Source organism: Paenibacillus sp. PAMC 26794 (genome assembly GCF_000316035.1).
In the GTDB taxonomy this organism is placed as follows: Bacteria; Bacillota; Bacilli; order Paenibacillales; family Paenibacillaceae; genus Paenibacillus.
The window spans coordinates 60,853-87,194 of the sequence record NZ_ANHX01000022.1 but is presented as its reverse complement, the minus strand read 5'-3'; the positions used below and the strand labels follow the sequence as shown (position 1 = coordinate 87,194).

At 46.0% G+C, this 26,342-nt stretch carries 24 protein-coding genes; all 24 read left to right on the top strand.

Annotation, left to right across the window (positions count from 1 at the left end):
• Nucleotides 1–161 precede the first annotated feature (161 nt).
• The 24 genes from dapG (at nucleotide 162) to D829_RS0111840 (ending at nucleotide 26,031) form a co-directional block, all read left to right on the top strand.
• Entirely contained in the window at nucleotides 162–1,379 is a 1,218-nt protein-coding gene (gene dapG, locus D829_RS0111955) for an aspartate kinase (RefSeq protein WP_017689129.1), read from the top strand.
• 47 nt (nucleotides 1,380–1,426) lie between these two features.
• Nucleotides 1,427–2,305 (top strand): 4-hydroxy-tetrahydrodipicolinate synthase, encoded by an 879-nt coding sequence (dapA, locus tag D829_RS0111950; protein ID WP_017689128.1) that lies wholly within the window; start codon nucleotides 1,427–1,429, stop codon nucleotides 2,303–2,305.
• A gap of 476 nt (nucleotides 2,306–2,781) precedes the next feature.
• Nucleotides 2,782–4,461, top strand: a complete 1,680-nt coding sequence (locus D829_RS0111945; RefSeq protein WP_017689127.1) for a ribonuclease J — start codon at nucleotides 2,782–2,784, stop codon at nucleotides 4,459–4,461.
• 221 nt (nucleotides 4,462–4,682) lie between these two features.
• Nucleotides 4,683–5,456 (top strand): ATP-dependent Clp protease proteolytic subunit, encoded by a 774-nt coding sequence (locus D829_RS0111940; RefSeq protein ID WP_223869123.1) that lies wholly within the window; start codon nucleotides 4,683–4,685, stop codon nucleotides 5,454–5,456.
• Nucleotides 5,453–5,683 carry a YlzJ-like family protein gene (locus tag D829_RS0111935; protein ID WP_017689125.1) on the top strand — a complete coding sequence of 77 codons (231 nt, stop codon included), beginning with the start codon at nucleotides 5,453–5,455 and terminating at the stop codon, nucleotides 5,681–5,683. The genes D829_RS0111940 and D829_RS0111935 overlap by 4 nt, the downstream gene beginning before the upstream one ends.
• A 90-nt stretch (nucleotides 5,684–5,773) precedes the next feature.
• Entirely contained in the window at nucleotides 5,774–8,512 is a 2,739-nt protein-coding gene (locus D829_RS0111930; RefSeq protein WP_017689124.1) for a DNA translocase FtsK, read from the top strand.
• Nucleotides 8,513–8,707: 195 nt separating this feature from the next.
• Complete coding sequence (sleB, locus tag D829_RS0111925; protein ID WP_017689123.1) at nucleotides 8,708–9,538, top strand: spore cortex-lytic enzyme; 831 nt, start codon at nucleotides 8,708–8,710, stop codon at nucleotides 9,536–9,538.
• A gap of 126 nt (nucleotides 9,539–9,664) precedes the next feature.
• Nucleotides 9,665–10,945, top strand: coding sequence for a pitrilysin family protein (locus D829_RS0111920; RefSeq protein WP_017689122.1), 1,281 nt, complete (start codon nucleotides 9,665–9,667; stop codon nucleotides 10,943–10,945).
• A gap of 3 nt (nucleotides 10,946–10,948) precedes the next feature.
• Nucleotides 10,949–12,229, top strand: coding sequence for a pitrilysin family protein (locus D829_RS0111915; protein WP_017689121.1), 1,281 nt, complete (start codon nucleotides 10,949–10,951; stop codon nucleotides 12,227–12,229).
• A gap of 1 nt (nucleotide 12,230) precedes the next feature.
• The gene (fabG, locus tag D829_RS0111910; protein WP_026081137.1) at nucleotides 12,231–13,001 is read left to right on the top strand and encodes a 3-oxoacyl-ACP reductase FabG; all 771 of its coding nucleotides are present in this window, start codon (nucleotides 12,231–12,233) and stop codon (nucleotides 12,999–13,001) included.
• Between the two features lie 163 nt (nucleotides 13,002–13,164).
• Complete coding sequence (locus tag D829_RS0111905; protein ID WP_017689119.1) at nucleotides 13,165–13,428, top strand: DUF3243 domain-containing protein; 264 nt, start codon at nucleotides 13,165–13,167, stop codon at nucleotides 13,426–13,428.
• Nucleotides 13,429–13,625: 197 nt separating this feature from the next.
• Nucleotides 13,626–14,393, top strand: a complete 768-nt coding sequence (locus D829_RS0111900; protein WP_017689118.1) for a DUF3388 domain-containing protein — start codon at nucleotides 13,626–13,628, stop codon at nucleotides 14,391–14,393.
• A 66-nt stretch (nucleotides 14,394–14,459) separates the two neighbouring features.
• On the top strand, nucleotides 14,460–15,509 hold the full coding sequence (locus D829_RS0111895) for a RodZ domain-containing protein (protein ID WP_017689117.1): 1,050 nt from the start codon (nucleotides 14,460–14,462) through the stop codon (nucleotides 15,507–15,509).
• 73 nt (nucleotides 15,510–15,582) lie between these two features.
• Nucleotides 15,583–15,747: a hypothetical protein gene (locus D829_RS33390; RefSeq protein ID WP_167350848.1), complete on the top strand. Its 165-nt coding sequence runs from the start codon at nucleotides 15,583–15,585 to the stop codon at nucleotides 15,745–15,747.
• Between the two features lie 155 nt (nucleotides 15,748–15,902).
• Nucleotides 15,903–16,394 (top strand): YajQ family cyclic di-GMP-binding protein, encoded by a 492-nt coding sequence (locus D829_RS0111885; RefSeq protein ID WP_017689115.1) that lies wholly within the window; start codon nucleotides 15,903–15,905, stop codon nucleotides 16,392–16,394.
• Between the two features lie 320 nt (nucleotides 16,395–16,714).
• On the top strand, nucleotides 16,715–17,302 hold the full coding sequence (pgsA, locus tag D829_RS0111880) for a CDP-diacylglycerol--glycerol-3-phosphate 3-phosphatidyltransferase (protein WP_017689114.1): 588 nt from the start codon (nucleotides 16,715–16,717) through the stop codon (nucleotides 17,300–17,302).
• Between the two features lie 107 nt (nucleotides 17,303–17,409).
• The gene (locus D829_RS0111875; RefSeq protein ID WP_017689113.1) at nucleotides 17,410–18,666 is read left to right on the top strand and encodes a competence/damage-inducible protein A; all 1,257 of its coding nucleotides are present in this window, start codon (nucleotides 17,410–17,412) and stop codon (nucleotides 18,664–18,666) included.
• 243 nt (nucleotides 18,667–18,909) lie between these two features.
• On the top strand, nucleotides 18,910–19,974 hold the full coding sequence (recA, locus tag D829_RS0111870; RefSeq protein WP_017689112.1) for a recombinase RecA: 1,065 nt from the start codon (nucleotides 18,910–18,912) through the stop codon (nucleotides 19,972–19,974).
• 281 nt (nucleotides 19,975–20,255) lie between these two features.
• Nucleotides 20,256–20,993 carry a regulatory protein RecX gene (locus D829_RS0111865; protein ID WP_017689111.1) on the top strand — a complete coding sequence of 246 codons (738 nt, stop codon included), beginning with the start codon at nucleotides 20,256–20,258 and terminating at the stop codon, nucleotides 20,991–20,993.
• Between the two features lie 310 nt (nucleotides 20,994–21,303).
• Nucleotides 21,304–22,845: a ribonuclease Y gene (gene rny / locus D829_RS0111860; RefSeq protein ID WP_017689110.1), complete on the top strand. Its 1,542-nt coding sequence runs from the start codon at nucleotides 21,304–21,306 to the stop codon at nucleotides 22,843–22,845.
• 153 nt (nucleotides 22,846–22,998) lie between these two features.
• Nucleotides 22,999–23,793, top strand: coding sequence for a TIGR00282 family metallophosphoesterase (locus tag D829_RS0111855; RefSeq protein WP_017689109.1), 795 nt, complete (start codon nucleotides 22,999–23,001; stop codon nucleotides 23,791–23,793).
• Nucleotides 23,794–23,910: 117 nt separating this feature from the next.
• Nucleotides 23,911–24,171, top strand: a complete 261-nt coding sequence (locus D829_RS0111850) for a stage V sporulation protein S (protein ID WP_007430104.1) — start codon at nucleotides 23,911–23,913, stop codon at nucleotides 24,169–24,171.
• Nucleotides 24,172–24,268: 97 nt separating this feature from the next.
• Nucleotides 24,269–25,264, top strand: coding sequence for a dipeptidase (locus tag D829_RS0111845; RefSeq protein WP_036660843.1), 996 nt, complete (start codon nucleotides 24,269–24,271; stop codon nucleotides 25,262–25,264).
• 194 nt (nucleotides 25,265–25,458) lie between these two features.
• Complete coding sequence (locus tag D829_RS0111840; protein WP_017689107.1) at nucleotides 25,459–26,031, top strand: phosphate propanoyltransferase; 573 nt, start codon at nucleotides 25,459–25,461, stop codon at nucleotides 26,029–26,031.
• Nucleotides 26,032–26,342: the final 311 nt, after the last annotated feature.

The window sequence follows — 26,342 nt, the reverse complement described above, 5'->3', positions numbered from 1 at the left end:
TTTGATTTGCGATTGTCCCAGACAATTACAAAAAAACAAGGAGCGGCATGGAATGCCGTATAAAATGCTGAAATTATCGCATCAGAACGCTCCCTAGAGTGATCCATTTGTTGATTTGACCCGTGTCCAGTCTTCTTGCGTACACAAATGGAGGAATAAAGATGCGTATCATGGTACAGAAATTCGGAGGCACGTCTCTCTCCACTGTTCAGGCGAGAGAGCATGTGCTCCGTCATGTTAAACGTGAACTTGAAGCAGGATTGAGTCTGGTCATCGTTGTGTCTGCGATGGGGCGCCGCGGCGAGCCATATGCGACCGATACGTTGCTGGACTGGGCTGCACAGAACGGAAACGCACTATCCGCACGCGAAAAGGATTTACTGCTGTGCTGTGGTGAAATCATATCGGCGACAACTTTGAGCAGTTTACTCGAACATGAAGGCATTCCAACTACAGTGCTGACCGGTGCACAAGCAGGTTTTGTGACGGACGACAATTTCGGGAATGCCCGGATATTGGATGTCCGTCCTGTTCGTGTGTTGGAGCAGCTTCAGCTTGGCCGTGTCGTTGTTGTAACCGGATTCCAGGGGCAGACAGAGAACGGAGACTTCACGACACTGGGTCGTGGGGGAAGTGATACGTCAGCTACAGCTCTCGGTGCAGCATTACGTGCTGAAATGGTGGATATCTACACAGATGTGAACGGGATACTCACCGCTGATCCGCGAATTGTTGAGGATGCACGTCCACTGACTGTTGTGAGTTATGCAGAGATCTGTAACATGGCCCACCACGGGGCCAAGGTAATCCATCCACGTGCGGTTGAGATTGCGATGCAATCCCAGATTCCAGTGCGCGTAAGATCTACTTTTGCAGACACGGAAGGAACGCTGGTTACGCATCCGGAAGGATTCCAGGATGTGCAGACAGGCATTGTTGACCGTTATGTAACAGGCATCGCCTACGTGAGCAATGTAACGCAAATTACGGTGGATGTGCCTGGTGGTGCAGATCGATTGCAACTAAAAGTGTTCAAAACCATGGCTGAGAATTCAATCAGCGTTGATTTTATTAATGTTACCCCCTCGGGAGTTGTCTATACGGTTTTTGACAGTGATTCCGAGAAAGCCATACAGGTATTGCAGGAGATAGGTCTCAAGCCACAAAGCTTGTCCGGTTGTGCCAAAGTGTCCGTCATTGGCGGAGGCATTAATGGTGTACCTGGAATCATGGCTCGAATCGTGGAGTCCTTGACACTGGCTGACATTCAGATCCTGCAATCGGCAGATTCGAATACAACGATCTGGGTACTCGTAAAAAAAGAAGATATGGTTCAGGCCCTGAGGGCACTTCACGCCTCATTCGAACTTCATTTGTAAATAAATGAAGTTAGAGGAGCCAAACCTGTTTTGAAGGAGGAATCGAATTGGACTTTGGAAGATTGATTACAGCAATGGTCACTCCGTTCAATGAACAAGGAGAGATTCATTGGGAGGAAACGGCACGTCTAATCGACTATCTGATTGTAGATCAAAAGTCGGAGACGCTTGTGGTTTCTGGAACAACAGGGGAGTCTCCAACACTTAGTGATACTGAGAAAGTTCAATTATTCGAATTTGCAGTGAAACATGCGGCCGGTCGGTGCAAAATTATAGCCGGAACGGGAAGCAATAACACGGCACATTCCATCCATTTGACACAGGAAGCTGAACGTGCCGGAGTGGATGGCATATTGTTGGTTGTTCCGTATTACAACAAACCTAGCCAAGAAGGCTTGTTCAGACATTTTGAAGCGATTGCAGGCTCCACCAAGCTGCCAATTATGCTCTACAACGTGCCTGGGCGTACAGTAACCAGCCTGTCAGCAGCGACAACGCTTCGTCTTGCACAGATTCCTAACATCGTCGCTACGAAGGAATGTGCGTCTATGGAGCAGGTTACGCTGATTGCAGCAAGTGCTCCAGAACATTTCAGAGTCTATTCCGGTGATGATGCTTCAGGCTTACCAGCGATTGCGGTTGGCGCACATGGAATTGTCAGTGTGGCCAGTCATGTTGTAGGGGCAGAGATGAAAAAAATGATTGATTTGTTCTATGGTGGATCACCTCTTCAGGCTGCTCAGATTCATCAGCAGCTGTTCCCTGTGTTTAAAGGCCTGTTTGATTGTCCACAACCTCTACCGAACCCGGTAGCGGTGAAATATGCGCTGACATTGCGTGGTTTGAACGTTGGCTCCGTACGATTGCCCCTTATTCCTCCAACGAAAGAGGAGCAGGATTATATCAAAGGTCTGCTTAATTTGTAAGCATTTTGGTTGTATATGGACTATTTTATTAATCATGGGAATATCCTTCAGAACAGCAAAAGAACCGCTCCTCTTCGTAGAGGCTGCGGTTCTTTTTTTGACGAGTAATGTGAGGTTTCTTTTCCACTGCTAAGGGGAAACCTACAGGTTAACGAGAGAGTGACTTGTTTTTTTTGTTTTTAATCATGTATAATGATGTCAAGTGACTGGGTGCGGTATTTTTTTGAAATTGAAAGCGACATCGTTTCGTGGTGTAGCTTTGCGGTGAAAAAGGAAGGAACGGCTAAGAGGAAATTTCAAATCCAACTTGTTGGTCAAAGGGAATAACTTCGAAGAACTTCTTCCAAATATCGTGAATAAAGGTGTTCTTTTGCATTCATCCCGATAGGTGGGTATGTGATGTATGGACTACTTTTCTTAACTTACAATAAATAATAAGGTACGACGTCCAACTACCATAGGAGGTTTAGATTCATTTGTCTAAGAAAAATAATAACGATAAACTGATGATTTTTGCTTTGGGCGGCGTAGGCGAGATTGGTAAAAATATGTACGTCATCCAATACGCCAACGACATTGTAGTCGTAGATGCTGGTCTTAAATTCCCGGAAGAAGATATGCTTGGTATTGATATTGTCATCCCTGACATTTCTTACCTGACTGAGAACCGTGACAAAGTAAGAGGAATCATTCTTACTCACGGACATGAGGATCACATTGGTGGTCTGCCATATGTTCTCAAACATCTGAATGTTCCTGTATACGGAACAAGACTTACGCTTGGACTTGTAGAAAACAAGTTGAAAGAAGCGAATTTGCTGGGTGAAACAAAACGTATTCTGATTGATGCTGATTCCGAGATCCAACTTGGATCTGTTCTGAAAGCATCGTTCTTCGCTACTAACCATAGTATTCCGGATTCTGTAGGTGTATGTGTCGAAACACCGGAAGGTGCAGTTGTTCACACAGGTGACTTCAAATTCGACCATACTCCAGTCAATGGTCAATATGCAGATCTTCAGCGTATGGCACAGATTGGAACAAATGGCGTGTTAGCGTTGTTGTCCGACAGTACGAACGCTGAGAAACCTGGATTCACACCATCGGAGAAAAATGTGGGTATCGTTCTGGAAGATATCTTCCGTAAAGCTAGTCAACGTGTTGTTGTAGCGACATTTGCTTCCAACGTACACCGTATCCAACAGGTGATCAATGCAGCAGAAGTGACTGGACGTAAAGTTGCAGTTATCGGACGCAGCATGGTGAACGTGGTTGGTATTGCTTCAGAACTGGGTTATCTTGAGATTCCGGATGGCATGATCATTGAACCTGAAGAAGTAGGCAAGATGGCAGCTGATCGTGTCGTGATTCTCTGCACAGGAAGTCAAGGAGAGCCAATGTCAGCACTGACACGTATGGCTCGTTCCACACACCGTAAAGTGGACATTCTGCCAGGTGACACCGTCATTATCGCAGCAACACCGGTTCCAGGTAATGAAAAATATGTAGGCCGTACGATTGATGAACTGTTCCGTCTGGGCGCTAACGTGCATTACAGCGGTGCTAACAGTGGCGTCCACGTATCTGGTCACGGTAGCCAGGAAGAGCTGAAACTGATGCTCAACCTGATGAAACCGAAATTCTTCATGCCAATTCACGGTGAATTCCGTATGCAGCGTCGCCACGCGGTTCTTGCTGAATCTGTAGGGGTAGAACCTGAGAACATTTTCATCACGGATATCGGTGAAGTGATTGAAATTCAAGGTGGAGCAGCACGTAGAGCAGGTAAAGTTACTGCAGGTAACGTGTTGATCGACGGCTTGGGTGTAGGCGATGTGGGTAACATTGTACTTCGTGACCGCAAATTGCTGTCACAAGATGGTATCCTTGTTGTTGTGGTAACACTGAGCAAACAGGATGGAAAAATTGTTTCCGGTCCTGACATCATCTCTCGCGGATTTGTGTATGTACGTGAATCGGAAGGACTACTGGATGAGGCCAACCGGATCGTTAGCAGCACATTGCAGAAGTTGATGAGTGAGAACGTTAACGAGTGGGCTTCACTCAAAACGAATGTTAAAGATGCCCTGGGACGCTTCCTGTATGAGCAAACTCGTCGTAGACCGATGATTTTGCCAATCATTATGGAAGTTTAATATAGGCTAAACAAAAACATATATTCAGGCACACAGTCGCCCCTTCTCTACGAGTAATATTGGACGGTTCCTCGTAGAGAAGGGGCTTTTTTTGCGTTTTCAGGAAGATCTGCAATAGGGTCAATATGTGAAGCAATTTGATATAGCGGGTATAAGGCGGTTGGAAAAATCCCCATACTAAGGAAATACATTAAATGTTTCTGGAGAAGGGGATTATTGAAATGAATGAACGTATGAATGGCAAGCAGGCGTCAAGATCCAATCAACCGGAAGTTGAAGCACCGGAGATTCCGATCCAGGAGGACAAGGCCATCTCACCCGTGACAGAGACTATTCAGCAATTTGGGCAGACACAGTCGCCAGCAGGTGAATCGAATATTTTCTGTATGACCATTATTGGACAGGTCGAAGGGCATTTGATTTTGCCGCCACAAAATAAAACAACAAAGTATGAGCATATCATTCCACAGCTGGTGGCCGCAGAACAGAATCAGCGTATTGAAGGTATTCTGATCATTTTGAACACGGTAGGTGGGGATGTAGAGGCGGGTCTGGCCATTGCAGAGATGATTGCTTCTCTAAGCAAACCTACGGTGACTGTGGTCATTGGAGGCGGGCATAGCATTGGAGTACCGATTGCTGTAGCTTCAACATATTCCCTGATTGCCGGAAGTGCAACGATGACGATCCATCCGATTCGGATGAACGGCCTTGTCATTGGTGTACCTCAAACGTTTGAGTATATGGAGAAAATGCAGGAACGGGTTGTTCGATTCGTGACTTCTCATTCGAATATCTCTGAAGAGATGTTCAAAGAACTGATGTTTAAGACTGGTGAGTTGAATCGGGATATTGGTACAGCTGTAGGAAGCGCAGATGCAGTGAAATATGGATTGATGGATGCGGTAGGCGGAATTGGACAAGCCATTGCTCAGTTAAATCAGCTCATAGGAGACAAGAGACAGACCCTGCAGGCGGGAGGTTATACCCAATGACATTATACACCGTGATGCCTCCTGAACAACTCTGGTCGGGAATGTGGAAAGAGGGCGAAGATACGAGGGAGATCAAAATGAATGGTTTGTTAATGCAGGTGAGGCCTGTGAATGACAATGAAGCCGTTATTGTGCGTTTACTGGATTGTCCGCTTGAAGCCTATCTCAATCCTGCCAATATGCCGGGTTCGACCATTCCGATTTCAGGTAACTTGGGATCAGCATAACGCGACGAATTCAGACAAATTGAGCAGAAAAAGAACATATGTACGGATTATATTTGTATGGTATAATATTCTTCTGGGGGTGACCTGATTTTGGCCAGAAGAAAAAAGAGGAAAAAAAAGGGCGCTGGTTTTAGCGGCGTTTTAAAATATGAAATTTACGGGATTGTGCTTATTACCCTTGCTGTCATAGCATTATCGGGTGAAGCCACCGTTGGACGTTCGCTTTCCAAGATGTTCGGACTGATGCTTGGTAAGTTTTATTTTGCGATTCCACTTGTTGGTATTTATTATGGTCTCATGGTGATGATTCACCGGAAATGGCCGAGTGGCTGGACCACACGCAAAACAGGACTGGTATTGCTGGTCTTTGCCTTAACCCTGATGAGCACCGTCTCTGCAATGCACCAGAAGCTCATTCCGGTTGGTGCGCTTGAGCCTGGTGCTGTGATTACGCAGGTACATAATGATATGCAAACCGAGTTGCTAACCTCTGCTGCGCCAGGTGAGAGGGACTCCATGCTTAACAAGGACATCAGTGGTGGTTATCTCGGAGCTGGGCAATTTGCTCTTTTCCTGTGGCTGTTCGGCAGCCTTGGGGCGAGACTCATCATGATTGTCATGTTTATCATCAGTTTTATGCTGATTACGAGTCTATCTTATGTGGATTTGATGCGAATATTCCGAACCAAGATCTGGGATGCTGGGAGTTCGATGTACAAGAAGCTGGAGTCGAGGCCCGCTGCACGTTCTGCTTCAGCTTCTGATGCCAGGAAGAAAGGTAATGCTCGTAAAGTGGTACCTGTTCCTGTTGAAGATGATGAAGACGAGTATGAGGATGAATTAGAGGAACAGCATCTGCCAAAACGAAAATCGCCCATATTCTTCCAACTTTTCGGAAAATGGGGAGCTAAACGGGAACAGGCGACATCAGGACGTGAAATGGATGAGGTCGATTCGGCAGAAACAGAACAGATTGTATACCGCGCCGAACAAGATCACAATCTAGAGGCGTGGCAGGATGCAACCGAAGACGTAGCGAACAAATCAGCTTCATCACGTGTTCCTGTTCAGGCTAAACCTAACTCAGCGCCGATCATTCGAGACTTTTTCGAGCACGTCAGAACAGAAGAGGCAAGCATTGAAGATGATCTGGACGATGCTTATCCTTTCCCGGATAATCTGGCCGATTCGAACGTAGTACAACAGGGCGAGCATGCCATTAAAATAACGGATGAACTGGTAGAGACGGAGTGGTCTGCATCCGATGCGGGTACGAACGGGTTGAATGCTGTGGATGAGATTCAGAGTGGAGAAGAAGTACCTAATGATGTAATGCAGGGAACAGATACTCCAACTCCTGAAGGGCAGGACACACAACCGGTGAAACCACCACCGCCACCTCCTAAGCCGTACAAGCTGCCATCATTCCGTCTCCTTGCCAAGCCAAATAATGGGGGCAAGGCGGGTGACCAGAAGGATTATATGCAGACAGCACGCAAGCTGGAAGCTACACTGGAGAGTTTCGGTGTTCGCGCCAAAGTGCTTGAAGTGGTCCGGGGCCCTGCCGTTACAAGGTATGAAATTCAGCCTGATATTGGTGTTAAGGTCAGCAGAATTGTCAGCCTAACTGATGATATCGCGTTGGCTCTGGCGGCAAAAGATATTCGGATGGAAGCACCGATTCCCGGAAAGTCTGCTATTGGTATCGAAGTACCTAATGGTGAAGTATCGGTTGTAACGATGCGTGAAGTAATGGAGACAGCAACGTTCCAGGATGCAGAATCCAAAGTGACCATTGCATTTGGCCGAGATATCTCGGGACAGACGATTATTGGTAACTTGGCTCGTATGCCCCATTTGTTGGTTGCGGGTGCTACAGGTTCCGGGAAGTCGGTGTGTATTAACGGAATTATTACCAGCATATTGTACAAAGCGAAGCCGGATGAAGTGAAGTTTCTAATGGTCGATCCCAAGATGGTTGAGTTGAACGTATATAACGGGATTCCCCATTTGCTGGCACCGGTAGTAACTGATCCTAAGAGAGCGTCACTTGCTCTCAAAAAGATCGTGGTTGAGATGGAGAAAAGATATGAACTGTTCTCCAAATCAGGTACTCGTAACGTTGAAGGTTACAATAATCTGATGAAAGATAATCCTGCGGCTGTTCTGCCTTATATTGTTGTCATTGTGGATGAGCTTGCAGATCTCATGATGGTTGCAGCCGGAGATGTTGAAGATGCGATTGCGCGGCTTGCCCAGATGGCTCGTGCAGCCGGTATCCATCTGATTATTGCTACACAGCGGCCTTCTGTGGATGTTATTACTGGCGTAATCAAAGCCAACATACCGTCTCGTATCGCCTTCGGTGTATCCTCACAGGTGGATTCTCGAACCATTCTGGATATGGGTGGGGCCGAGAAACTGTTGGGTCGCGGAGACATGTTATTCATGCCAATGGGCGCATCGAAACCGGTTCGTGTACAAGGTGCTTTTATGAGTGATGAAGAAGTGGAAAATATTGTTAATTATGTACGTGGTCAAGGTGAGGCACAGTATGATGAATCCCTCGTACCTGAGGTGGATGACTCTATTCAGGCTGAAGATGAAGTACAGGACGAGTTATACGAAAAGGCAGTACAGATTATTCTGGAGGCCAAGCAAGCGTCTGTTTCTCTGCTACAACGTCGAATGCGAGTAGGATACACCCGTGCAGCGCGTTTAATTGACTCCATGGAAGCCCGGGGTGTAATTGGTCCTTACGAGGGTAGCAAACCACGGGAAGTATTGGTCTCGCTTGAAGAGTACCAACAAAACAAATTAAGCTCGTAGCTTGTAATGCACATGAATATTCAGGCGATTCGAGCCCTCAACCTTAATGGTTGGGGGCTTTTGTCATACAATTTGACTGAAGTTTTACCATGATGTCCAATGATCGGATGATTTGGTGCATAGGAAGCAAGCAGGCTTGTCATAATAACCTTAGCGATTCTGTTAATCCCACAAGAGAAAGGTAGAGCTCAGTCGATGCGAAAAATGAACGTATGGCTTTTCACTGCTATTTTGCTGATGTCCGCATTGGGAATCCGCTATTTGCTTCCTGAGAATGCAGCAACCGAAAGTTCGAATCAAAGCACACCACAAGTTGAAGAGAAAGCCTTGCCTACTTTCAGCAGCAACGCTGTGAAATATGGAAGTTACGGTCAGGATGTGTATGAGCTTCAAGGCCGGCTCAAGTATTTGGGATTTTACAATGGTAAAATCGATAGCAATTTTGGCAACAGCACGCTGAAATCCGTCAAATGGTTTCAATCCGAATTTGGTATGAAAGCCGATGGTGTCGTTGGAGCTGAAACCAAACTGAAATTGTATAATGCTTCAACCAAATGGTCGCCGACGGAAACGCCATTGCACAAAGAAAAAACTTCAGGTGGAAGTGATAGTAGTAACAATACGGCAGATAAAGAGCAAGATAACATGGGATCTGCCAATGCACTCGGTCTCTCAGAGAATGAACTCAAAATTATGGCTAACGCAGTATATGGTGAGGCCCGGGGGGAACCGTTTGAAGGTCAAGTCGCAGTAGCGGCAGTAATTATGAATCGCGTGAAATCACCAAGCTTTCCAAATACGCCTTCTGGCGTGATCTTTCAGCCAGGTGCATTTACGGCTGTAGCAGACGGACAGATCTATCTGGAGCCGAATGCACAAGCCAAAAAAGCCGTTGAACAGGCCCTGAATGGATGGGATCCATCCGGCGGATGTCTCTATTATTTTAACCCGAAGACAGCAACATCTAAATGGATCTGGACCCGTCCACAGGTGAAAACAATTGGGCAGCATATTTTTTGCATGTGATGATGTTAGAAGCAACCAGAAGGCGTGACTTCGGTTGCTTCTTGCCTTTTGAATGGGTTAAAATGGTTGTTACGTTTAGCTTAATACGATTGCATGATAAATGACGCCGTAAAGGGGTTTTGACATTTGAATACATCAGGATTCGAACGAGGTAACAAGAGAGAGTTTCGTATACATGTGCTTCCGACTAAACGTTTTAAAACGTTTGCTATATCGCTATATGCAGGAGTTCCCTTACGGGAAGATACAGTAACCAAAGTAGCGCTGGCACCTTTTGTTCTGCGACGTGGCACGGAGTCCTATCCGGAAACAACGCAATTTCGTGAGCAACTGGAGCATCTGTATGGAGCGGGTTTTGGTTTTGACGTCTATAAACGCGGGGATTACCAGATTGTACAGTTCCGAATGGATACCATTAATGATTCCTTTGTTGGAGGGGATGAACAGCTACTGGATCGTTCATTTGCGTTCCTTGGAGAGGTTCTTACACGACCTGCACAGGAGAATGGACATTTCAGGACGTCTTATGTACAAGCAGAGCGAGAGACTGTTCGTAAAAAGCTGGAGTCCATCGTGAATGATAAAATGCGCTATGCCGCTGAACGCAGTATCGAGGAAATGTGCAAGAACGAGCCGTACCGTCTTCACCCACTGGGTGAGCGAAAGGATCTGCCCGGAATTGAGCCTGACACACTGACGGCGTCTTATCAGGAGTGGCTGCAACAGGCGAGTATGGATCTGTATGTGGTGGGGGATACGACACTGGAGGAGGTGGAGAACCTTGTTCAGCGTCATTTCAATGTAGATCGAACGTCCTCCTCCGATTACCAGACACAGGCAGCGGTTCGAGGAGATAAGGCAGTAGAGACCGTTGTTGAGCAACTGAATGTGAGTCAGGGAAAACTCAATATGGGACTCCGTACATCTATCACTTATGGAGATCCTCAGTATGCCGCAGCACTAATGTACAACGGGATTCTCGGTGGTTATCCTCATTCCAAACTGTTTGTCAATGTTCGTGAAAAAGAAAGCCTGGCGTATTACGCGTCTTCGCGATATGACGGACATAAGGGCATTGCAACGATTCAATCCGGGATTGAAATCCCTAATTATGAGAAGGCCGTCACCATCATCAAGCAGCAGCTGGAAGATATGAAAAGTGGTACAATCAGTGATCTGGAAATGTCCCAGACCAAAGCAATGATCCGTAACCTGCTTAAGGAAATGCAGGATTCTGCTTTTGAGATGATCGCTTATGACTTCAATCGACAGTTGTCTGGCAAAGAAAGAACGGCTGAGGAACTGTTGGCTCAAGTAGAACATATTAGCAAGGAAGATGTGCGTGAGGCGGCAGAACAATTCCGCCTGGATACGATTTATTTCTTGCGGGATGAGAAGGAGGAATAATCGGTGGAGAGCATTCGGTATGAGCATTTGCAGGAGACACTATATTACGAAGTAATGGATAACGGACTGCATGTCTATATTTTGCCTAAACCGGGATTCCAGAAAACGTATGCGACGTTTGCAACCAAGTATGGATCGGTGGACAATCATTTTCAGGTTGAAGGACAGGAAGCAGTGAAGGTTCCGGATGGGATTGCCCATTTTCTGGAGCATAAAATGTTTGAAGAACCAACTGGCGATATTTTTGCAACATTTGCGTCTCACGGTGCCTCAGCTAATGCGTTTACGAGCTTTGATCAGACGGTTTATTTGTTTTCAGCGACCGAATATGTGAATGAAAATATACAAACATTAGTCGACTTTGTGCAAAATCCTTACTTCACGGATCAAAATGTGGAAAAGGAAAAAGGCATTATCGGACAGGAAATTGACATGTATGCTGATAATCCGGATTGGCGTGTTTATTTTGGATTGATCGAAGCCATGTATCAGAAACATCCGGTGCATATCGATATTGCAGGAACGGTGGAATCCATCCGTACAATTACCAAAGAGATGTTGTATGAGTGTTATAACACCTTCTATCACCCGAGTAATATGCTCTTGTTTGTGGTGGGTGGTGTAGATCCACAGGAAGTCATTGATATGGTTCGTTCGAACCAGGAGCAGAAGGATTATAAGCCACAGGGGAGTATTCAACGTTTCTTCGAGCCGGAGCCTGAGCAGGTAGGAGAAGCTAGACGGGAAGCGAAACTGGCTGTGTCACTGCCCAAATGTCTGTTTGGATTCAAGGAGACGGACGTTGGACTTACCGGAGAAAAATTGTTACGGCGAGATATGACAACGCAGCTGATGATGGATCTTTTGTTTGGCTCAAGCACACGATTATTTCAGAAGCTCTACGATGAAGACCTGATCTCGGACAGCTTTGGACATGAGTATAACAGTTCGCCGCAATACGCGTTTTCAGCCATTGGTGGTGATACAAAAGACCCGGATCAACTGCTCGCGCGTATACGTGAAGAAGTGGATGCCATTGTAGAAAAAGGGTTCGAATCCACGGATTTTGAACGTGCACGCAAAAAGAAAATAGGCGGATATTTGCGTATGCTCAATTCTCCGGAGAACATTGCGCATGAATTTACACGTCAGCAATTCCGTGGCGGTGATTTTTTCAATATGCTCCCGCTCTATGAATCGATTACACTGGAAGATGTAAATCTCAGACTGAGAGAGCATATTCGGTGGGATCATCTGGCTGTATCGCTAGTCGTGAGTCCTTGATATGGAGAGGGGAACGGGACAATTGAAGGCAATCGGGGAAATGACTGTACTGGTAACTGGCGCAAGCGGTGGCATCGGAGCGGCTATCGCAGAACGCTTTGCCAGAGTGGGAATGAATGTTGTTATACACTATATGAAATCGCATGAAGCAGCGAATGAAGCCGCCAGACGGTGCATGGAACAGGGCAGTGGAAAAATCATGACCGTGTCTGCAGATCTTCGCAGCCGGGAACAGATTGAGCGCATGCGTGAGAAGCTGGAGTCGCACAATCTCATGCCAGATATCCTTGTGAACAACGCAGGAATCTCGCACTATGGGATGTTGTCTGATGTTACAGAGGAGATCTGGGATGAAGTGATGGCGATTAACCTCAAAGGTACGTTTATGTGTACACAGGAAATGATGCCTCACATGATCTCCCAAAGGTATGGCCGAATCATTAATGTATCGTCGATCTGGGGACTGTCTGGTGCTTCTTGTGAGGTGCTGTATTCCACAACCAAGGGTGGGGTGAATGCATTCACCAAAGCGCTTGCGAAAGAACTCGCACCTTCCGGAGTAACCGTAAATGCGGTTGCTCCTGGCGCCGTTCAGACATCCATGCTGAACCATCTGGATCAGAGTGAACTGAAGATGCTGGAAGAGGAAATTCCAGCAGGAAGACTTGCTCAACCTGATGAAATCTCATCATTGGTTTATTTTCTGGCCCTCCCTGAATCGGGTTATATCAATGGGCAGATCATCAGTCCAAATGGCGGTTGGTTAACGTAAAAAAGCAAGAAAACTTGACTGGCTGTGAACGAAACAAGTGAAGGTTGCTGAGAAGCAGTCGTCTTCCGGATTATTTTCAAAATGCTCGTATATAAAATGCCTCGAAAGCACATATTACAACTGTTGATTTTAAATCTCATGCGTCATCTAAGGAGGATTTATCATGTCAACAGAAAAAACAGTGCTCTCCAGTTTTGACACATGGAAGAAGTTCCTGGGTGACCGCGTACTGCAAGCAGAGAAGATGGGGATGAGTGAAGAAACCATCAACAAACTTGCGTATGAAATCGGCGACTTCCTTGATGAGAAAGTCGATCCGGCGAACCATTCCAACCGGGCATTGAAAGAGTTATGGGATGTCGGCGATGCTGATGAGCGTCGTACGATTGCGTGCCTGATGGTCAAATTGGCCAAACAAAACGCATAAGATTACAGATGAAGAGCTCCCGCAAGGGGGCTTTTCTCTAATGATTACAAACGGATTACAGAGCTGTTCTTGTAATTCATTTTCATTTTATATATCATTAACGTGACCCATTTTTAGAAGATGTCTCAGATTGTTGTCCAGTGGACACGTTCTGTTGCTGTCGAATAATGGGGAATAATGCATTACGGGGTGTTGAAATGGAATCTAAACAATGGTACATGGAATATAAAATACATAAGAACAGACCCGGTTTGTTAGGCGATATTGCCTCTATGCTGGGGATGCTTGAAGTGAATATATTGACCATTAACGGTGTTGAAGGCAAAACTCGAGGCATGCTGCTTGAATCGGATGATGATGAAAAAATCCGTTTGCTTGGTGAAATGCTTGGCAAAGTAAACAGCATCACCGTATCGGCTTTGCGGCAACCTAAATTGGTGGATATTTTGGCCGTGCGTCATGGCAGATACATTGACCGTGACTCGGATGATCGCAAGACATTTCGTTTTACACGAGATGAACTTGGGTTACTTGTGGATTTTTTGGGTGAAGTATTTAAGAGGGAAGGCAATCAGGTCATCGGTTTGCGCGGAATGCCTCGTGTTGGCAAAACGGAGTCTATTATTGCGGGCAGCGTATGTGCAATGAAGCGATGGACGTTTGTTTCCTCCACACTTCTTCGTCAGACGATAAGGAGTCAAATGTCCGAAGACGAATTGAACCCGAACAATGTCTTCATCATTGACGGAATTGTAAGTACAATTCGTTCCAGTGAGCGGCATTACAATTTGTTGCAGGATATTATGTCCATGCCTAGCACCAAAGTTATTGAACATCCGGATATTTTTGTACAGGAATCCGAATATGGTTTTAATGATTTTGATATTATTATTGAATTGCGTAACATTCCCAATGAAGAGATTATTTATGATACGTTTACGGCTAGCTACACCGACGAATTGTAAGGAACCGTACGGAATCATGGAATAGATTAGCAACAACTCAAGAGATAAACATAAGGAGGAGATGGCATGTCTGAACTGGGTCAGCAGTTAAGGGAGGCCCGGCTGCAAAAAGGGATGAGTCTTGACGATGTACAGGAAATGACAAAAATTCGCAAGAGGTATCTGGAGGCCATAGAAGCAGGAGACTATAAAGTGCTGCCGGGCAGCTTCTATGTGCGTGCTTTCATCAAAACCTATGCGGAGACCGTGGGACTGAACCCTGATGAGCTGCTGGAGGGACACAAAAAAGACGTACCCGAAGAAGAGACGGAAGCAACGATGGAACCGGTTATTCAGAAGCGTTCCAGCCGTCCGGTTGAGCGTAGTAATCGGTGGATGTCTGTCGCGCTGATGTGGACATTCCCTGTTTTGATCGTAGTACTGTTGTATGTATACGTGGTGTATAACAATGGTGATGAGTCAGAAAATCCGGGGCTTGATCAGGTCAAAATTACAGACAGTCAACAACAGCCTGAGGACAAACCGGATCAACCTGCCGACAACGGACAGGCATCTAATCCGCCTGCGACAGATTCAGGTACTGACGGTACTGGTGAGGGCGACGCTGGCGGTAACGGTGGCGGTACAGACACGGAAGGACAGACGGACGGTCAAACTGATGGCCAAACGGACGGACAGACGGGAGAAAATCAGGAAGAACCGACAGACAATTCACCGTCTGCTGTAACGGTTGCAGAAGATGGGAAATCAGGTAATATTACGAACTTCAAAGTTAACGGAAGTGCAGGACAACCTGTAACGGTTACGATCAAAGCCACAGGTCATAGCTGGCTGGAAGTGTATAAGGGCGAGAACTCCAGTGGAGAGAAGTTGGAGTATGGTAATACAGCCGACGGTGACAGCTATACCTTTGAGCTGGATAGTGCAGGCATGTATATTAAGTCCGGTTACGCTGCAGCGACCACGATTGAGGTTGGCGGGCAAGTTGTAACGGATGGCAAGGCGACCAATCGGATCCGTTTGAAGCTTGGTGAAGACAGTAGTAGTGCTACTTCTTCCACAGGTGTTGAAAATGGATCAACGGACGCTACAGGAGGTAACACTGGTAGCGAATAAACGGGTGAACTGCAGGAGACAATAATCGTGTCTTAACTTGCAGTTAACTTTTGGTGAAGTGAGGTGGATGGCTGTGACAGTCAGCTGGATCGTAACGGGTTTAGGGATCATTGTCAGCCTCCTGGGTTATTACCTGACTCCAAGTGCTTGGGGTTACGGAATATTGGGTTTTGGACTTGCACATGTACTTTTGGGTGTGCTCGATATGTTCAGACAGCCCAACCGCAGCCGCTATTAGTTGGAAGCTGGACCAGCAAGCATTTTTGGCAGCCACTTCAAGTGGAAGCCAAAAATGCTTTTTTTCTTCTTGTATAACAGCTTGAAATTAGACTTTTGCTCAAGGTATCCTCTATAATGTTACAGAACATACGATTAACTGAAAGGGTGACTGGTTTGAGTTCAGAAAATTCATTTGATATCGTGTCCAAAATGGACTTGCAAGAACTGACAAATGCCGTTACACAAACCGAGAAGGAAATTGGCACTCGTTATGACTTCAAGGGCAGCAAGAGCAGCCTGAAACTGGATAAGGATGCGTTAACGATCGTATCTGATGATGAGACCAAACTTAAGGCTGTCATTGACGTGCTGCAATCCAAAATGGCGAAGCGTGGTCTACCATTGAAAAACATTGATTACGCAAAGGTAGAGCCAGCGTCTTCTGGTACAGTCCGTCAGCGTTTGAATTTTAAACAGGGGATTGATCAGGACATCGCCAAGAAAATCAATATCCTGATTCGGGATTCCAAGATGAAGGTGAAGAGTCAGATTCAGGGAGACCAACTCCGGGTAACTGGTAAGAGTAAAAATGATTTGCAAGCTGTCATGCAGCTGCTAAATGGTGCTAACCTACCTCTGGATTTGCAATATACAAATTTCAAGTAATATGGCCTTTTTGTAGCAAAAGTGTTTTTTGACACGGTATTGGGCGTATATTATACTAAGTGTGCATTGCTGGCAGTCAAGCATCAAGTCCAGTCCTCATCGTTTGCTGACTTTGTGAAAAGCAGTACATCTTCTGGAAGTCACCGGAACGTTTAAAGCGGTTTTGCTTTTGAGCGGTTGACTTTATTTTTTGCGTTTCTACATAGTAGGATCATGTTAATATGGATTGACATTGAAACTGTACATTTCATGTTCCGGATGATGATAACGGGATTATGATGATTGTTTGGAGTAATGGAGGATATGAGGGAGGGCGTCTTGTGAATTTACCCAACCGGATTACGCTTGCACGAATTTGCTTAATCCCTTTTTTGATGGTGTTCCTGCTCGTGGATTTTCCATTTTATCCAGAGCCGTTGCAGCTTGGAAGCTTGTCGCTTCCGTATAATCAACTGATTGCTGCTGTTATTTTTATCATCGCCGCAAGCACAGATGGAATTGACGGATACCTTGCGCGGAAAAATAACATGGTTACCAATCTGGGGAAACTGCTCGATCCACTCGCAGACAAGTTGCTGGTTACTGCAGTTTTGATCTCGCTTGTGGAGATGGGCAAGCTGGATTCCTGGATTGCAGTTGTGATTATTAGTCGTGAATTCGCAGTTACCGGCTTGCGTCAAATTGCATTGCTGGATGGTTCGGTTGTTGCCGCTAGTGCTTGGGGCAAGCTGAAGACTGTAGTGCAGATTGTGGCGATTGTGCTGTTGCTGTTGAACAATTTCCCGTTTTCATACACGGGTATTCACGTCGATATTATCGCGGTATGGGCAGCAGCGCTTATTACCATCTGGTCGGGTATCGATTACTTTATCAAAAACAAAAATTTGCTTCATTTAACAAAAGCATAATGGTTTGTTCTTAAATAGGTAATCATGAAGGAAGCATTGGGTCAGGGGCAATAGGAAATTATCCTATTGCCCTTTGATCACTCACCACGTGTACAGGAGGATGCTCAATGAAGGCAGAAATCATTGCAGTTGGCACAGAGCTACTGCTTGGACAAATCGTCAATACCAATGCCAGATATCTATCCCGTGAATTGGCTGCGATGGGGATCGATGTATATTTCCAAACGGTGGTTGGGGATAACCTGAACCGACTTAGTGAAGCTATTCGCATTGCGCAGGGCCGTGCAGACGTTATTTTATTTTCCGGTGGCATCGGACCTACCCAAGATGATCTGACCAAGGATGCGCTCGCAGCTGTTCTTAACCGAAAACTGCATACAGATCGAATGGCTATGGACAAAATTGAGAGCTTTTTCAGAGATCGTAATGTGGACATGACAGAGAATAACCGACGTCAGGCGATCGTTATTGATGGCGGAACACCTCTGGCCAACGAAACAGGCCTTGCGGCAGGAAATGCGATTTCTGACAATGACAAATATTATGTTGTGATGCCTGGACCACCTAAAGAGCTGATTCCAATGTTTGAACAGGAAGTCAAACCTTGGCTGTTCCAGCATGTACTCACAGAAGAGATGCCGATCTATTCCCGAATGCTCAAATTCGCAGGTATTGGTGAATCTGCTCTTGAAGATCGGCTACTGGATCTGATTGATGCGCAGACAGACCCTACGATTGCTCCTTACGCGAGCGAAGGCGAAGTTACGGTACGTGTCTCCACGAAGGCTGCGAGTGAGGGAGAGGCGAAGCTGAAGCTGGATGCGATGGAGATTCAGATTCGGGAACGTTTGACAGAACATCTCTACGCGAACGAGGATGTGCCTATAGAGTACACGATTGTAACCATGATGTCTGACATGGGGCTGACGCTCAGCGCTGCTGAGAGCTGTACAGGGGGGCTTGTCATGCAAAGTCTGACCTCTGTACCCGGAAGTGCATCAATGCTCAAAGGTGGAATTGTTTGTTACTCCAATGAAATTAAAGAAAAGCTGCTGAATGTGCCACATGATTATCTGGAAGGTGAAGATGCACCTGGGGCGGTAAGTCCAGAGGTTGCAAAAGTGCTTGCTGAACAGATCCGCATGATTGGCGATGCTGATTTTGGCTTGGCTGTTACCGGTGTAGCTGGACCGGGATATTCGGAACGCAAGCCACCCGGACTTGTCTTCATCGCTCTTGCTGAACGTGGAAAAGAGACGGAAATTCATGAGCTGCGTATTAATGGTAATCGCGAGACTGTTCGCATTCGTTCAGCCAAAGCGATTCTCTATCGCTTATGGCAAAAACTTGTGGCGATGGATTGATTAGTTAATAGCTTCGATTGCATTTACAGTTCCAAGCAAGTATAATTAAGGAAGACGGAAGAACCGTAGAATTAGGCTTTACAGCCTTGTTTACGGTTCTTTTTTCTGTTTAATGGAAAGTTTCCTTGAGGAAGAGGCGCCTCGGCCTTTACAAAAAAAACGAATGTATGTTCGAAAAAAAGCTTGGCAAACGTGTTAAAACAAGGTATCATTATCTTATAAACAGTAAAGGGTGTGAGCTTATTGTCAGACCGTCGTGCCGCGCTTGATATGGCGCTCCGTCAAATAGAGAAGCAATTTGGTAAAGGATCCATCATGAAACTGGGTGAGTCCACTCATATGAATGTGGAAATTATTCCCAGTGGTTCCTTGGCTTTGGATATTGCATTAGGAACAGGCGGCTTGCCTAAAGGCCGTATTGTTGAAATATATGGACCTGAATCCTCTGGTAAAACAACCGTAGCATTGCATGCTATCGCTGAAGTACAAAGAGCGGGTGGACAAGCTGCATTTATCGATGCCGAGCATGCTCTTGACCCACAATACGCAAGCAAACTTGGTGTTAATATTGATGAATTGCTTCTGTCTCAGCCAGATACGGGTGAGCAAGGGCTGGAAATTGCAGAAGCTCTTGTACGCAGTGGTGCAGTAGATATCGTCGTTATTGACTCTGTAGCTGCATTGGTTCCAAAAGCAGAGATTGAAGGCGAAATGGGGGATTCACACGTTGGTTTGCAAGCGCGTTTGATGTCTCAGGCGCTGCGTAAACTGTCTGGTGCAATCAGCAAATCCAAAACAATCGCAATCTTCATTAACCAGCTTCGTGAGAAAGTCGGCGTTATGTTTGGTAACCCGGAAACAACACCTGGTGGTCGTGCTCTGAAGTTTTATTCCACAGTACGTCTGGATGTGCGTCGTATTGAGAGTATCAAATCAGGCAATGACATGATTGGTAACCGTACCCGTATTAAAGTGGTGAAAAACAAAGTGGCACCTCCGTTTAAACAAGCGGAAGTGGATATCATGTATGGTGAGGGTATCTCGAGAGAAGGAAGTATCATTGACATTGGTACAGATCTGGACATCGTTAATAAAAGTGGTGCATGGTACTCCTACGAAGGCGAGCGTTTAGGACAAGGTCGTGAGAACGCAAAGCAGTTCATGAAAGAGCATAAAGATATTGCTGACATCATTGAACAAAAAATTCGTGTAGCTAGTAACTTGGTTACTGCAGTTCCTGCGCCAACGAGTGAAGAGCAACAAAAAGAAGCAGCCGAAGAACAAGAATTGTTTGAAATCAACGAGTAATCTCTCAAAACCTCCCTTGTAGGGAGGACCCTGAGGGTGTTCCTCACTGGACTCCGTAAACTTATCTGATTGAGCTTGGATCAATCTGGATAATGGATTGTAGTGGGAATACTCGTGCTGTCTAACAGCCCCTGTCCCAATGGACAGGGGCTGTTAGCACGCTAACTGTGGAGTAAAGGCCGGGCTGAGTTCCCGGTCTTTTGTATTATTAGTGTTCTCTGTCTTCTGTAAAGATGGGTTTGGCGTAGTCAGAATAAAATGTGACCAAAGGGGAGACAAGAATGGATCAACATGACGAGGATTTATATGAAGAAGCAGAACAGGACGGCCTATCCCAATTTCCGGACAACGAAGAACTTATTATTACACGTGTAGAACGAACGAAGAGCAGGCAAGCTCGTTATCGAATCACTTTTGGCATCCACTCCATTACGGTTCTTGAAGATGTGATGATTAAATACAGGATGACTCAAGGCAATACGTTCATGAAGCAGGATTTGGAAGATATCATTCTAGCTGACGAGCGACAGCGGACGTATGCACAGTCTCTGCGCTTTTTGGAGCATAAGCCGCGCACACGCCATGAATTAAGTCAGAAACTTCGTCAGAAGGAGTTTGCTGCACCTTTGATTGAAGAGGCGCTGGATCGACTTGAGCGAGAGAAGCTGGTAGATGATGATCTATTTGCGAAGGAATGGACAAGACAGCGTATGGAGGGCAAGCGGAAGGGAAAACTGTGGATAAGGCAAGAGCTGCGTCAAAAGGGCATTGCCAATGATCTCATTGTTGAGGCACTAGAAGGTATTAGTACAGATGCGGAATTTGAGACTGCCTTGAGTGCCGGACGCAAAAAATGGAATCAGGTCAAAGGGGACGTCAAAGAGAAGAAAAATAAAACGCTTCCCTTCCTAATGAGACGTGGTTTTTCAATGGATATGGTGCGCCGGGTCGTGAATTGTTTAATTGAAGAAGATGAGGCTGGGGACTCTGAAGATGACGAAGCGTTGTTATGGGATTAGCAGACTAAAGTCTCTATACTGCATTCTCTTGACAATTTCTTTCGTCAAATACTAAAATGGACATGAGTCTGTAAGAAATGGACAACCCTTTTTCCTTCCAAAAAAGCGGTTTCGGTTTCTTAAGATTTATACCATTCTTAATTATGGGTTCGCTGGAAACAGTGAATAGTACGTGGAAACATGTACATGTGAAATGAAAATCGGCGGGGGATCGCCGTGAGTATTCGTTATTCCCAAACATATGTAAGGTTTGAAAACTGCAAATTGACCCAAGGAATGCCTTGGAGGAACCAACGAGGAGGTGAACAGTATGAATCCTGCAATCACGATCGCTCTCGTTGTGGCCGCGCTAATCATTGGGTTCGGAGTAGGATATTTTATTCGCAAATCTCTTGCAGAGGCTAAAATCTCTAGTGCGGAACAAGCTGCCGTACAAATCGTGGAGAACGCGAAGAAAGAGGCAGAGGCACTGAAGAAAGAAACGGTGCTGGAAGCGAAGGATGAAATCCATCGCATTCGTGCTGAAGCTGAAAAAGACACTCGTGAACGTCGGAATGAAATTCAACGACAAGAAAGACGATTGTTGCAAAAAGAAGAGTCGCTGGATAAAAAATTGGAATCACTCGAACGTAAAGAAGAGCAAGTGGCTAACAAAGAGAAACGAATTGATGAGACTCAGCAGCAGATCGAAATGATTTACAAAAACCAGGTGACAGAGTTGGAACGTATATCCAACCTCTCCATGGAAGACGCACGCAGTATCATACTGTCCAACGTAGAACAGGAAGTTCGTCATGAGACGGCTCAAATGATCAAGGACATTGAACAACAAGCGAAGGAAGAAGCGGACAAAAAGTCCCGCGAGATTATTACACTCGCCATCCAACGTTGTGCGGCTGATCACGTAGCTGAAACAACGGTATCTGTTGTTACCCTGCCAAATGAAGAAATGAAAGGCCGGATTATCGGTCGTGAAGGACGTAACATCCGTGCGCTTGAAACCCTTACAGGGATTGACCTCATTATCGATGATACGCCAGAAGCTGTTATTCTGTCGGGCTTTGACCCGATTCGCCGTGAAATCGCCCGTACTGCCCTGGAGAAACTGGTGGCTGATGGACGTATTCACCCGGCACGGATTGAAGAGATGGTTGAGAAATCCCGCAAAGAAGTGGATGAGCGCATCCGTGAATACGGTGAGCAAGCTACCTTTGAAGTGGGCGTGCATGGTCTGCATCCGGATCTGATCAAAATTTTGGGCCGGTTGAAGTTCCGTACAAGTTACGGTCAGAACGTCTTGAAACATTCCATGGAAGTCGCTTATCTGGCTGGACTGATGGCTGGCGAACTGGGAGAAGACGTAACTCTGGCAAGACGTGCAGGTCTATTGCATGACATCGGTAAAGCGCTGGATCACGAAGTGGAAGGATCACACGTCGAAATTGGCGTGGAACTGGCGAAGAAATACAAAGAACATCCGGTTGTAATCAACAGTATCGCGTCCCATCACGGAGATTGCGAAGCGACTTCGGTCATTGCCATGTTGGTTGGCGCAGCAGATGCGCTCTCCGCAGCAAGACCAGGCGCACGCCGCGAAACGCTGGAAACGTATATCAAACGACTGGAGAAGCTGGAAGAAATCTCAGAATCCTTCGAAGGTGTCGAGAAATCGTACGCCATTCAGGCCGGACGTGAAGTTCGCGTTATGGTACAGCCTGAGAAGATCGATGATGCTGAAGCCTTCCGCTTAGCCCGTGACATCACGAAGATGATTGAGAATGAACTCGACTATCCGGGTCACATCAAAGTCACCGTCATCCGGGAAACCCGTGCGGTTGAATACGCAAAATAGAGCATTACGGAAAAGTGGCCGCAGTAGTGGGCCACTTTTCCTGTTGATAGCCTGTTAAAAGGCAACTACACATCATGGAGATGAGATAGAGTCCTGCAAAGGTTCAACATTTGAAGTAAGAGGACTTTGCAGGAATTGAGGAGGCAGTAATCAATGAAAGTTTTGTTTATTGGTGACATTGTAGGCAACGTGGGACGTAAGGCATTAAAGGAAAATTTACCGTACCTGAAATCGAAGTATAAGCCACATGTAGTGATTGTGAATGGTGAAAATGCGGCAGCAGGTCGTGGGATTACCGGTGCAATCGCAAATGAGTTTTTCAACTGGGGTGTACATGGTATTACACTTGGTAATCATACTTGGGACAATAAGGATATTTTTGATTTTATAGATGATGAGCCCCGCATGATTCGTCCAGCGAATTTTCCGCCAGGCACACCAGGACGAGGATATACGGTTGTCAAAGGCGAAGGGAAAGAGCTGGCGATTGTCAATCTGCAAGGAAGAACGTTCCTGCCTGCTCTGGATTGTCCATTCCGTGTAGCTGATGAAATTGTAGATGAGCTGCGCCAAGACCATAAATGTATTCTGGTCGATATGCATGCTGAAGCGACGTCGGAGAAGATTGCCATGGGATGGCATCTGGATGGACGTGCGTCTCTCGTTGTAGGTACACATACGCATGTACAGAGTAATGATGATCGGATTTTGCCTGGAGGAACGGCTTACTTGACGGATGCAGGCATGGTAGGGCCTCGTGACGGCATATTGGGCATGGAGCGTGAGGCCGTGCTGCGTAAGTTCTACACCCAGCTACCTGTACGTTTCGTTGTAGATGATGGCAAATGGCACTTCCATGGTGTTTTTGTTGAAATTGATGAAGCCACAGGTGCGGCAACACGCATCGAAAAAATTCGTCTGATGGAGGACGAGTGGCGCATGGAATAGGGGTATTGTCCCAATTTGCAGGGAAACCCGTCTAAAAAGAAGGAATTTTTTTGCCTCCCGCGAATAACATCTAGTAAGTGGAAACAAACTTTCAACATTCCCAGGGAGGTACTTACCATGGATGTATTAAAAGTTTCAGCAAAGTCCAATCCTAATTCTGTAGCCGGCGCTCTTGCAGGGGTTCTTCGTGAACGTGGAAATGCTGAACTGCAGGCAATTGGAGCGGGAGCACTGAACCAAGCCATCAAAGCGGTAGCAATAGCCCGGGGATTTGTAGCACCAAGCGGAGTTGACCTGATTTGTATTCCAGCTTTTACAGACATTGTGATCGACGGCGAGGACCGAACGGCCATTAAGCTGATTGTGGAGCCCAGATAATACATGCAGTATGCATTGAACCTGTTTACGATGATGTAGACAGGTTTTTTTGCGTTTTTTTTGCCATAAAAATATAGAAGGAGGGTTAACAATGTCCATGTCTGATTGGCGTGTAGCTGATTTTCACTGTGATGCACTGAGCAAAATTTTGATGCAGCCCGCACTTTCATTCCAAGATGCTCCACAACTGGATGTGAACTTGCAACGTTTGAAAGAGGGGAATGTAGGGTTGCAAGCGTTCGCCATCTATTTACCCGAAGTACTTGGCAGAGGCAAGTTTGAACATGTGATGGGGCAGTTGGAGATTTATCGTAGACGTGTAGAGAGAAGTCAGGAGCGGCCTGGCGGCACACAGACGTTGTTATGGCGTGAACAGGTGGCTCAGGTGGGGCAAACAGAGGGTCCGTGGGGATTAATCACACTGGAGGGTGTGGATGGCCTGGAGGGCAACCTGTTCTATCTGGAGTTATGTTATCAGATGGGCGTTCGAATCATTGGACTAACGTGGAATTATGCCAATTGGGCAGCTGACGGAGTAATGGAGAAGCGTGGAGCAGGTCTGACCGAGAAGGGGAAAGAACTGGTGTGCCAGTGTAATGAAATCGGAATGCTGTTAGATGTGTCACATCTGACGGAGAAAGGATTTTGGGAATTGGCTGACTTGAGTAAACGACCTTTTATCGCCTCCCACTCCAACAGTTATAGCGTATGTCCCCATGTGCGTAATCTGAAAGATGATCAGATTCAGGCTATCATTGCCCGGGAAGGGCGGATCGGATTGACTTTTGTACCCTGGTTTGTAAAACAGGAAGGTGAGGTACGTATAGAAGATCTGCTGCCTCATATTGAGCAATTCTGTTCTCTCGGCGGGCAGCATCACCTGATGATGGGCTCTGATTTTGATGGAATCTCAACGTATATTCAGAGACTTGAACATTCAGGGCATTATCCGAGACTGACGGAAATCCTGCTCAAACATTATGATGAACATCTGGTTCGTGGCTGGTTGTGGGGGAATGCAATGAGTTATCTGGGGGAACACTTGCCAGAGAGCAATCCGAAGATGCAGATGAAGGGGAATTCCATGAAATAGTGAACTGGTGTGTGCGTTGAATGGTTTGAATTGAAACTTGTTTTCCAAATAAAGGAGTGGAATGATGGGGAAATAAGTGTATTTCATGAATTTTCACCAGTTCGTTTTCATTTCACTCCAAAAAGGGGTATAATACCATTGGATTGTTAAGAGCCTGAGTACAGGCCATAGATAAACAAGGAGTGAAATTTACAATGAGTAAAACAGTACCTGTGGGCGTATCTGCCCGTCACATTCATGTATCCCAAGAGCACGTTGAAATTTTGTTTGGCAAAGGTTATGAACTGACTGAATTTAAACCTCTGTCCCAGCCTGGCCAATACGCTGCTAACGAAACTGTAGCGGTAATTGGTTCGAAAGGACAGTTTGATAAAGTGCGTATCCTTGGACCTGTTCGCCCTGAAACGCAACTGGAGATCTCCATGACAGATTCATTTGCGATTGGTGTTAAAGCACCTGTACGTGAATCTGGAAGCATTGAAGGTACACCAGGAATCACAATTAAAGGTCCTGCTGGCGAAGTAACGATTGATAAAGGTGTTATCGTTGCTGCTCGTCACATTCACTTCCATACTTCTGATGCTGCTAAATGGGGTATCGAGGACAAACAAATGCTGAAAGTTCGCCTCGGCGGAGATCGCGGTCTTGTACTGGAAAATGTACTGGCTCGTGTATCCGATTCTTTCGCACTGGACATGCATATTGATACAGATGAAGCTAACGCTGCTGGCGCTCGTAATGGCGACACTGCTGAAATCATCGATTAATTACATGTAATAGCTTCAGCCCCCAATTGGGGCGGTCTGAATAACATATAAACCTGAGCACAGCCAACAGGGCCGGTTAATTCCAGCCCTGATGGCAAGGCTCAGGTTTTTGTATTTTCTGAGTGTTCTTCTGAGCATGGCATGTTTCGGATTAGACGAAGGGAGATGCGCTTTGGATGTGGAACTACAGCCCAATTCATGCTATAATTTGCTGTAATGCTCTTTTAATGTTCCAAGCAAGAAATTCACGTGGAACAGGGATGAATGAACGATTTTTTATTAATAGAGGCTGTAAGGAGTGACCGAAGGAA

What these genes read in the sequence shown, in the direction of transcription:
- dapG (WP_017689129.1), top strand. Translation starts at nt 162, where the DNA reads ATGCGTATCATGGTACAGAAATTCGGAGGCACGTCTCTCTCCACTGTT.
- D829_RS0111940 (WP_223869123.1), top strand. Translation starts at nt 4,683, where the DNA reads ATGAATGAACGTATGAATGGCAAGCAGGCGTCAAGATCCAATCAACCG.
- D829_RS0111935 (WP_017689125.1), top strand. Translation starts at nt 5,453, where the DNA reads ATGACATTATACACCGTGATGCCTCCTGAACAACTCTGGTCGGGAATG.
- sleB (WP_017689123.1), top strand. Translation starts at nt 8,708, where the DNA reads ATGCGAAAAATGAACGTATGGCTTTTCACTGCTATTTTGCTGATGTCC.
- fabG (WP_026081137.1), top strand. Translation starts at nt 12,231, where the DNA reads ATGGAGAGGGGAACGGGACAATTGAAGGCAATCGGGGAAATGACTGTA.
- D829_RS0111905 (WP_017689119.1), top strand. Translation starts at nt 13,165, where the DNA reads ATGTCAACAGAAAAAACAGTGCTCTCCAGTTTTGACACATGGAAGAAG.
- D829_RS0111900 (WP_017689118.1), top strand. Translation starts at nt 13,626, where the DNA reads ATGGAATCTAAACAATGGTACATGGAATATAAAATACATAAGAACAGA.
- D829_RS0111895 (WP_017689117.1), top strand. Translation starts at nt 14,460, where the DNA reads ATGTCTGAACTGGGTCAGCAGTTAAGGGAGGCCCGGCTGCAAAAAGGG.
- D829_RS0111875 (WP_017689113.1), top strand. Translation starts at nt 17,410, where the DNA reads ATGAAGGCAGAAATCATTGCAGTTGGCACAGAGCTACTGCTTGGACAA.
- D829_RS0111865 (WP_017689111.1), top strand. Translation starts at nt 20,256, where the DNA reads ATGGATCAACATGACGAGGATTTATATGAAGAAGCAGAACAGGACGGC.
- rny (WP_017689110.1), top strand. Translation starts at nt 21,304, where the DNA reads ATGAATCCTGCAATCACGATCGCTCTCGTTGTGGCCGCGCTAATCATT.
- D829_RS0111855 (WP_017689109.1), top strand. Translation starts at nt 22,999, where the DNA reads ATGAAAGTTTTGTTTATTGGTGACATTGTAGGCAACGTGGGACGTAAG.
- D829_RS0111850 (WP_007430104.1), top strand. Translation starts at nt 23,911, where the DNA reads ATGGATGTATTAAAAGTTTCAGCAAAGTCCAATCCTAATTCTGTAGCC.
- D829_RS0111845 (WP_036660843.1), top strand. Translation starts at nt 24,269, where the DNA reads ATGTCTGATTGGCGTGTAGCTGATTTTCACTGTGATGCACTGAGCAAA.
- D829_RS0111840 (WP_017689107.1), top strand. Translation starts at nt 25,459, where the DNA reads ATGAGTAAAACAGTACCTGTGGGCGTATCTGCCCGTCACATTCATGTA.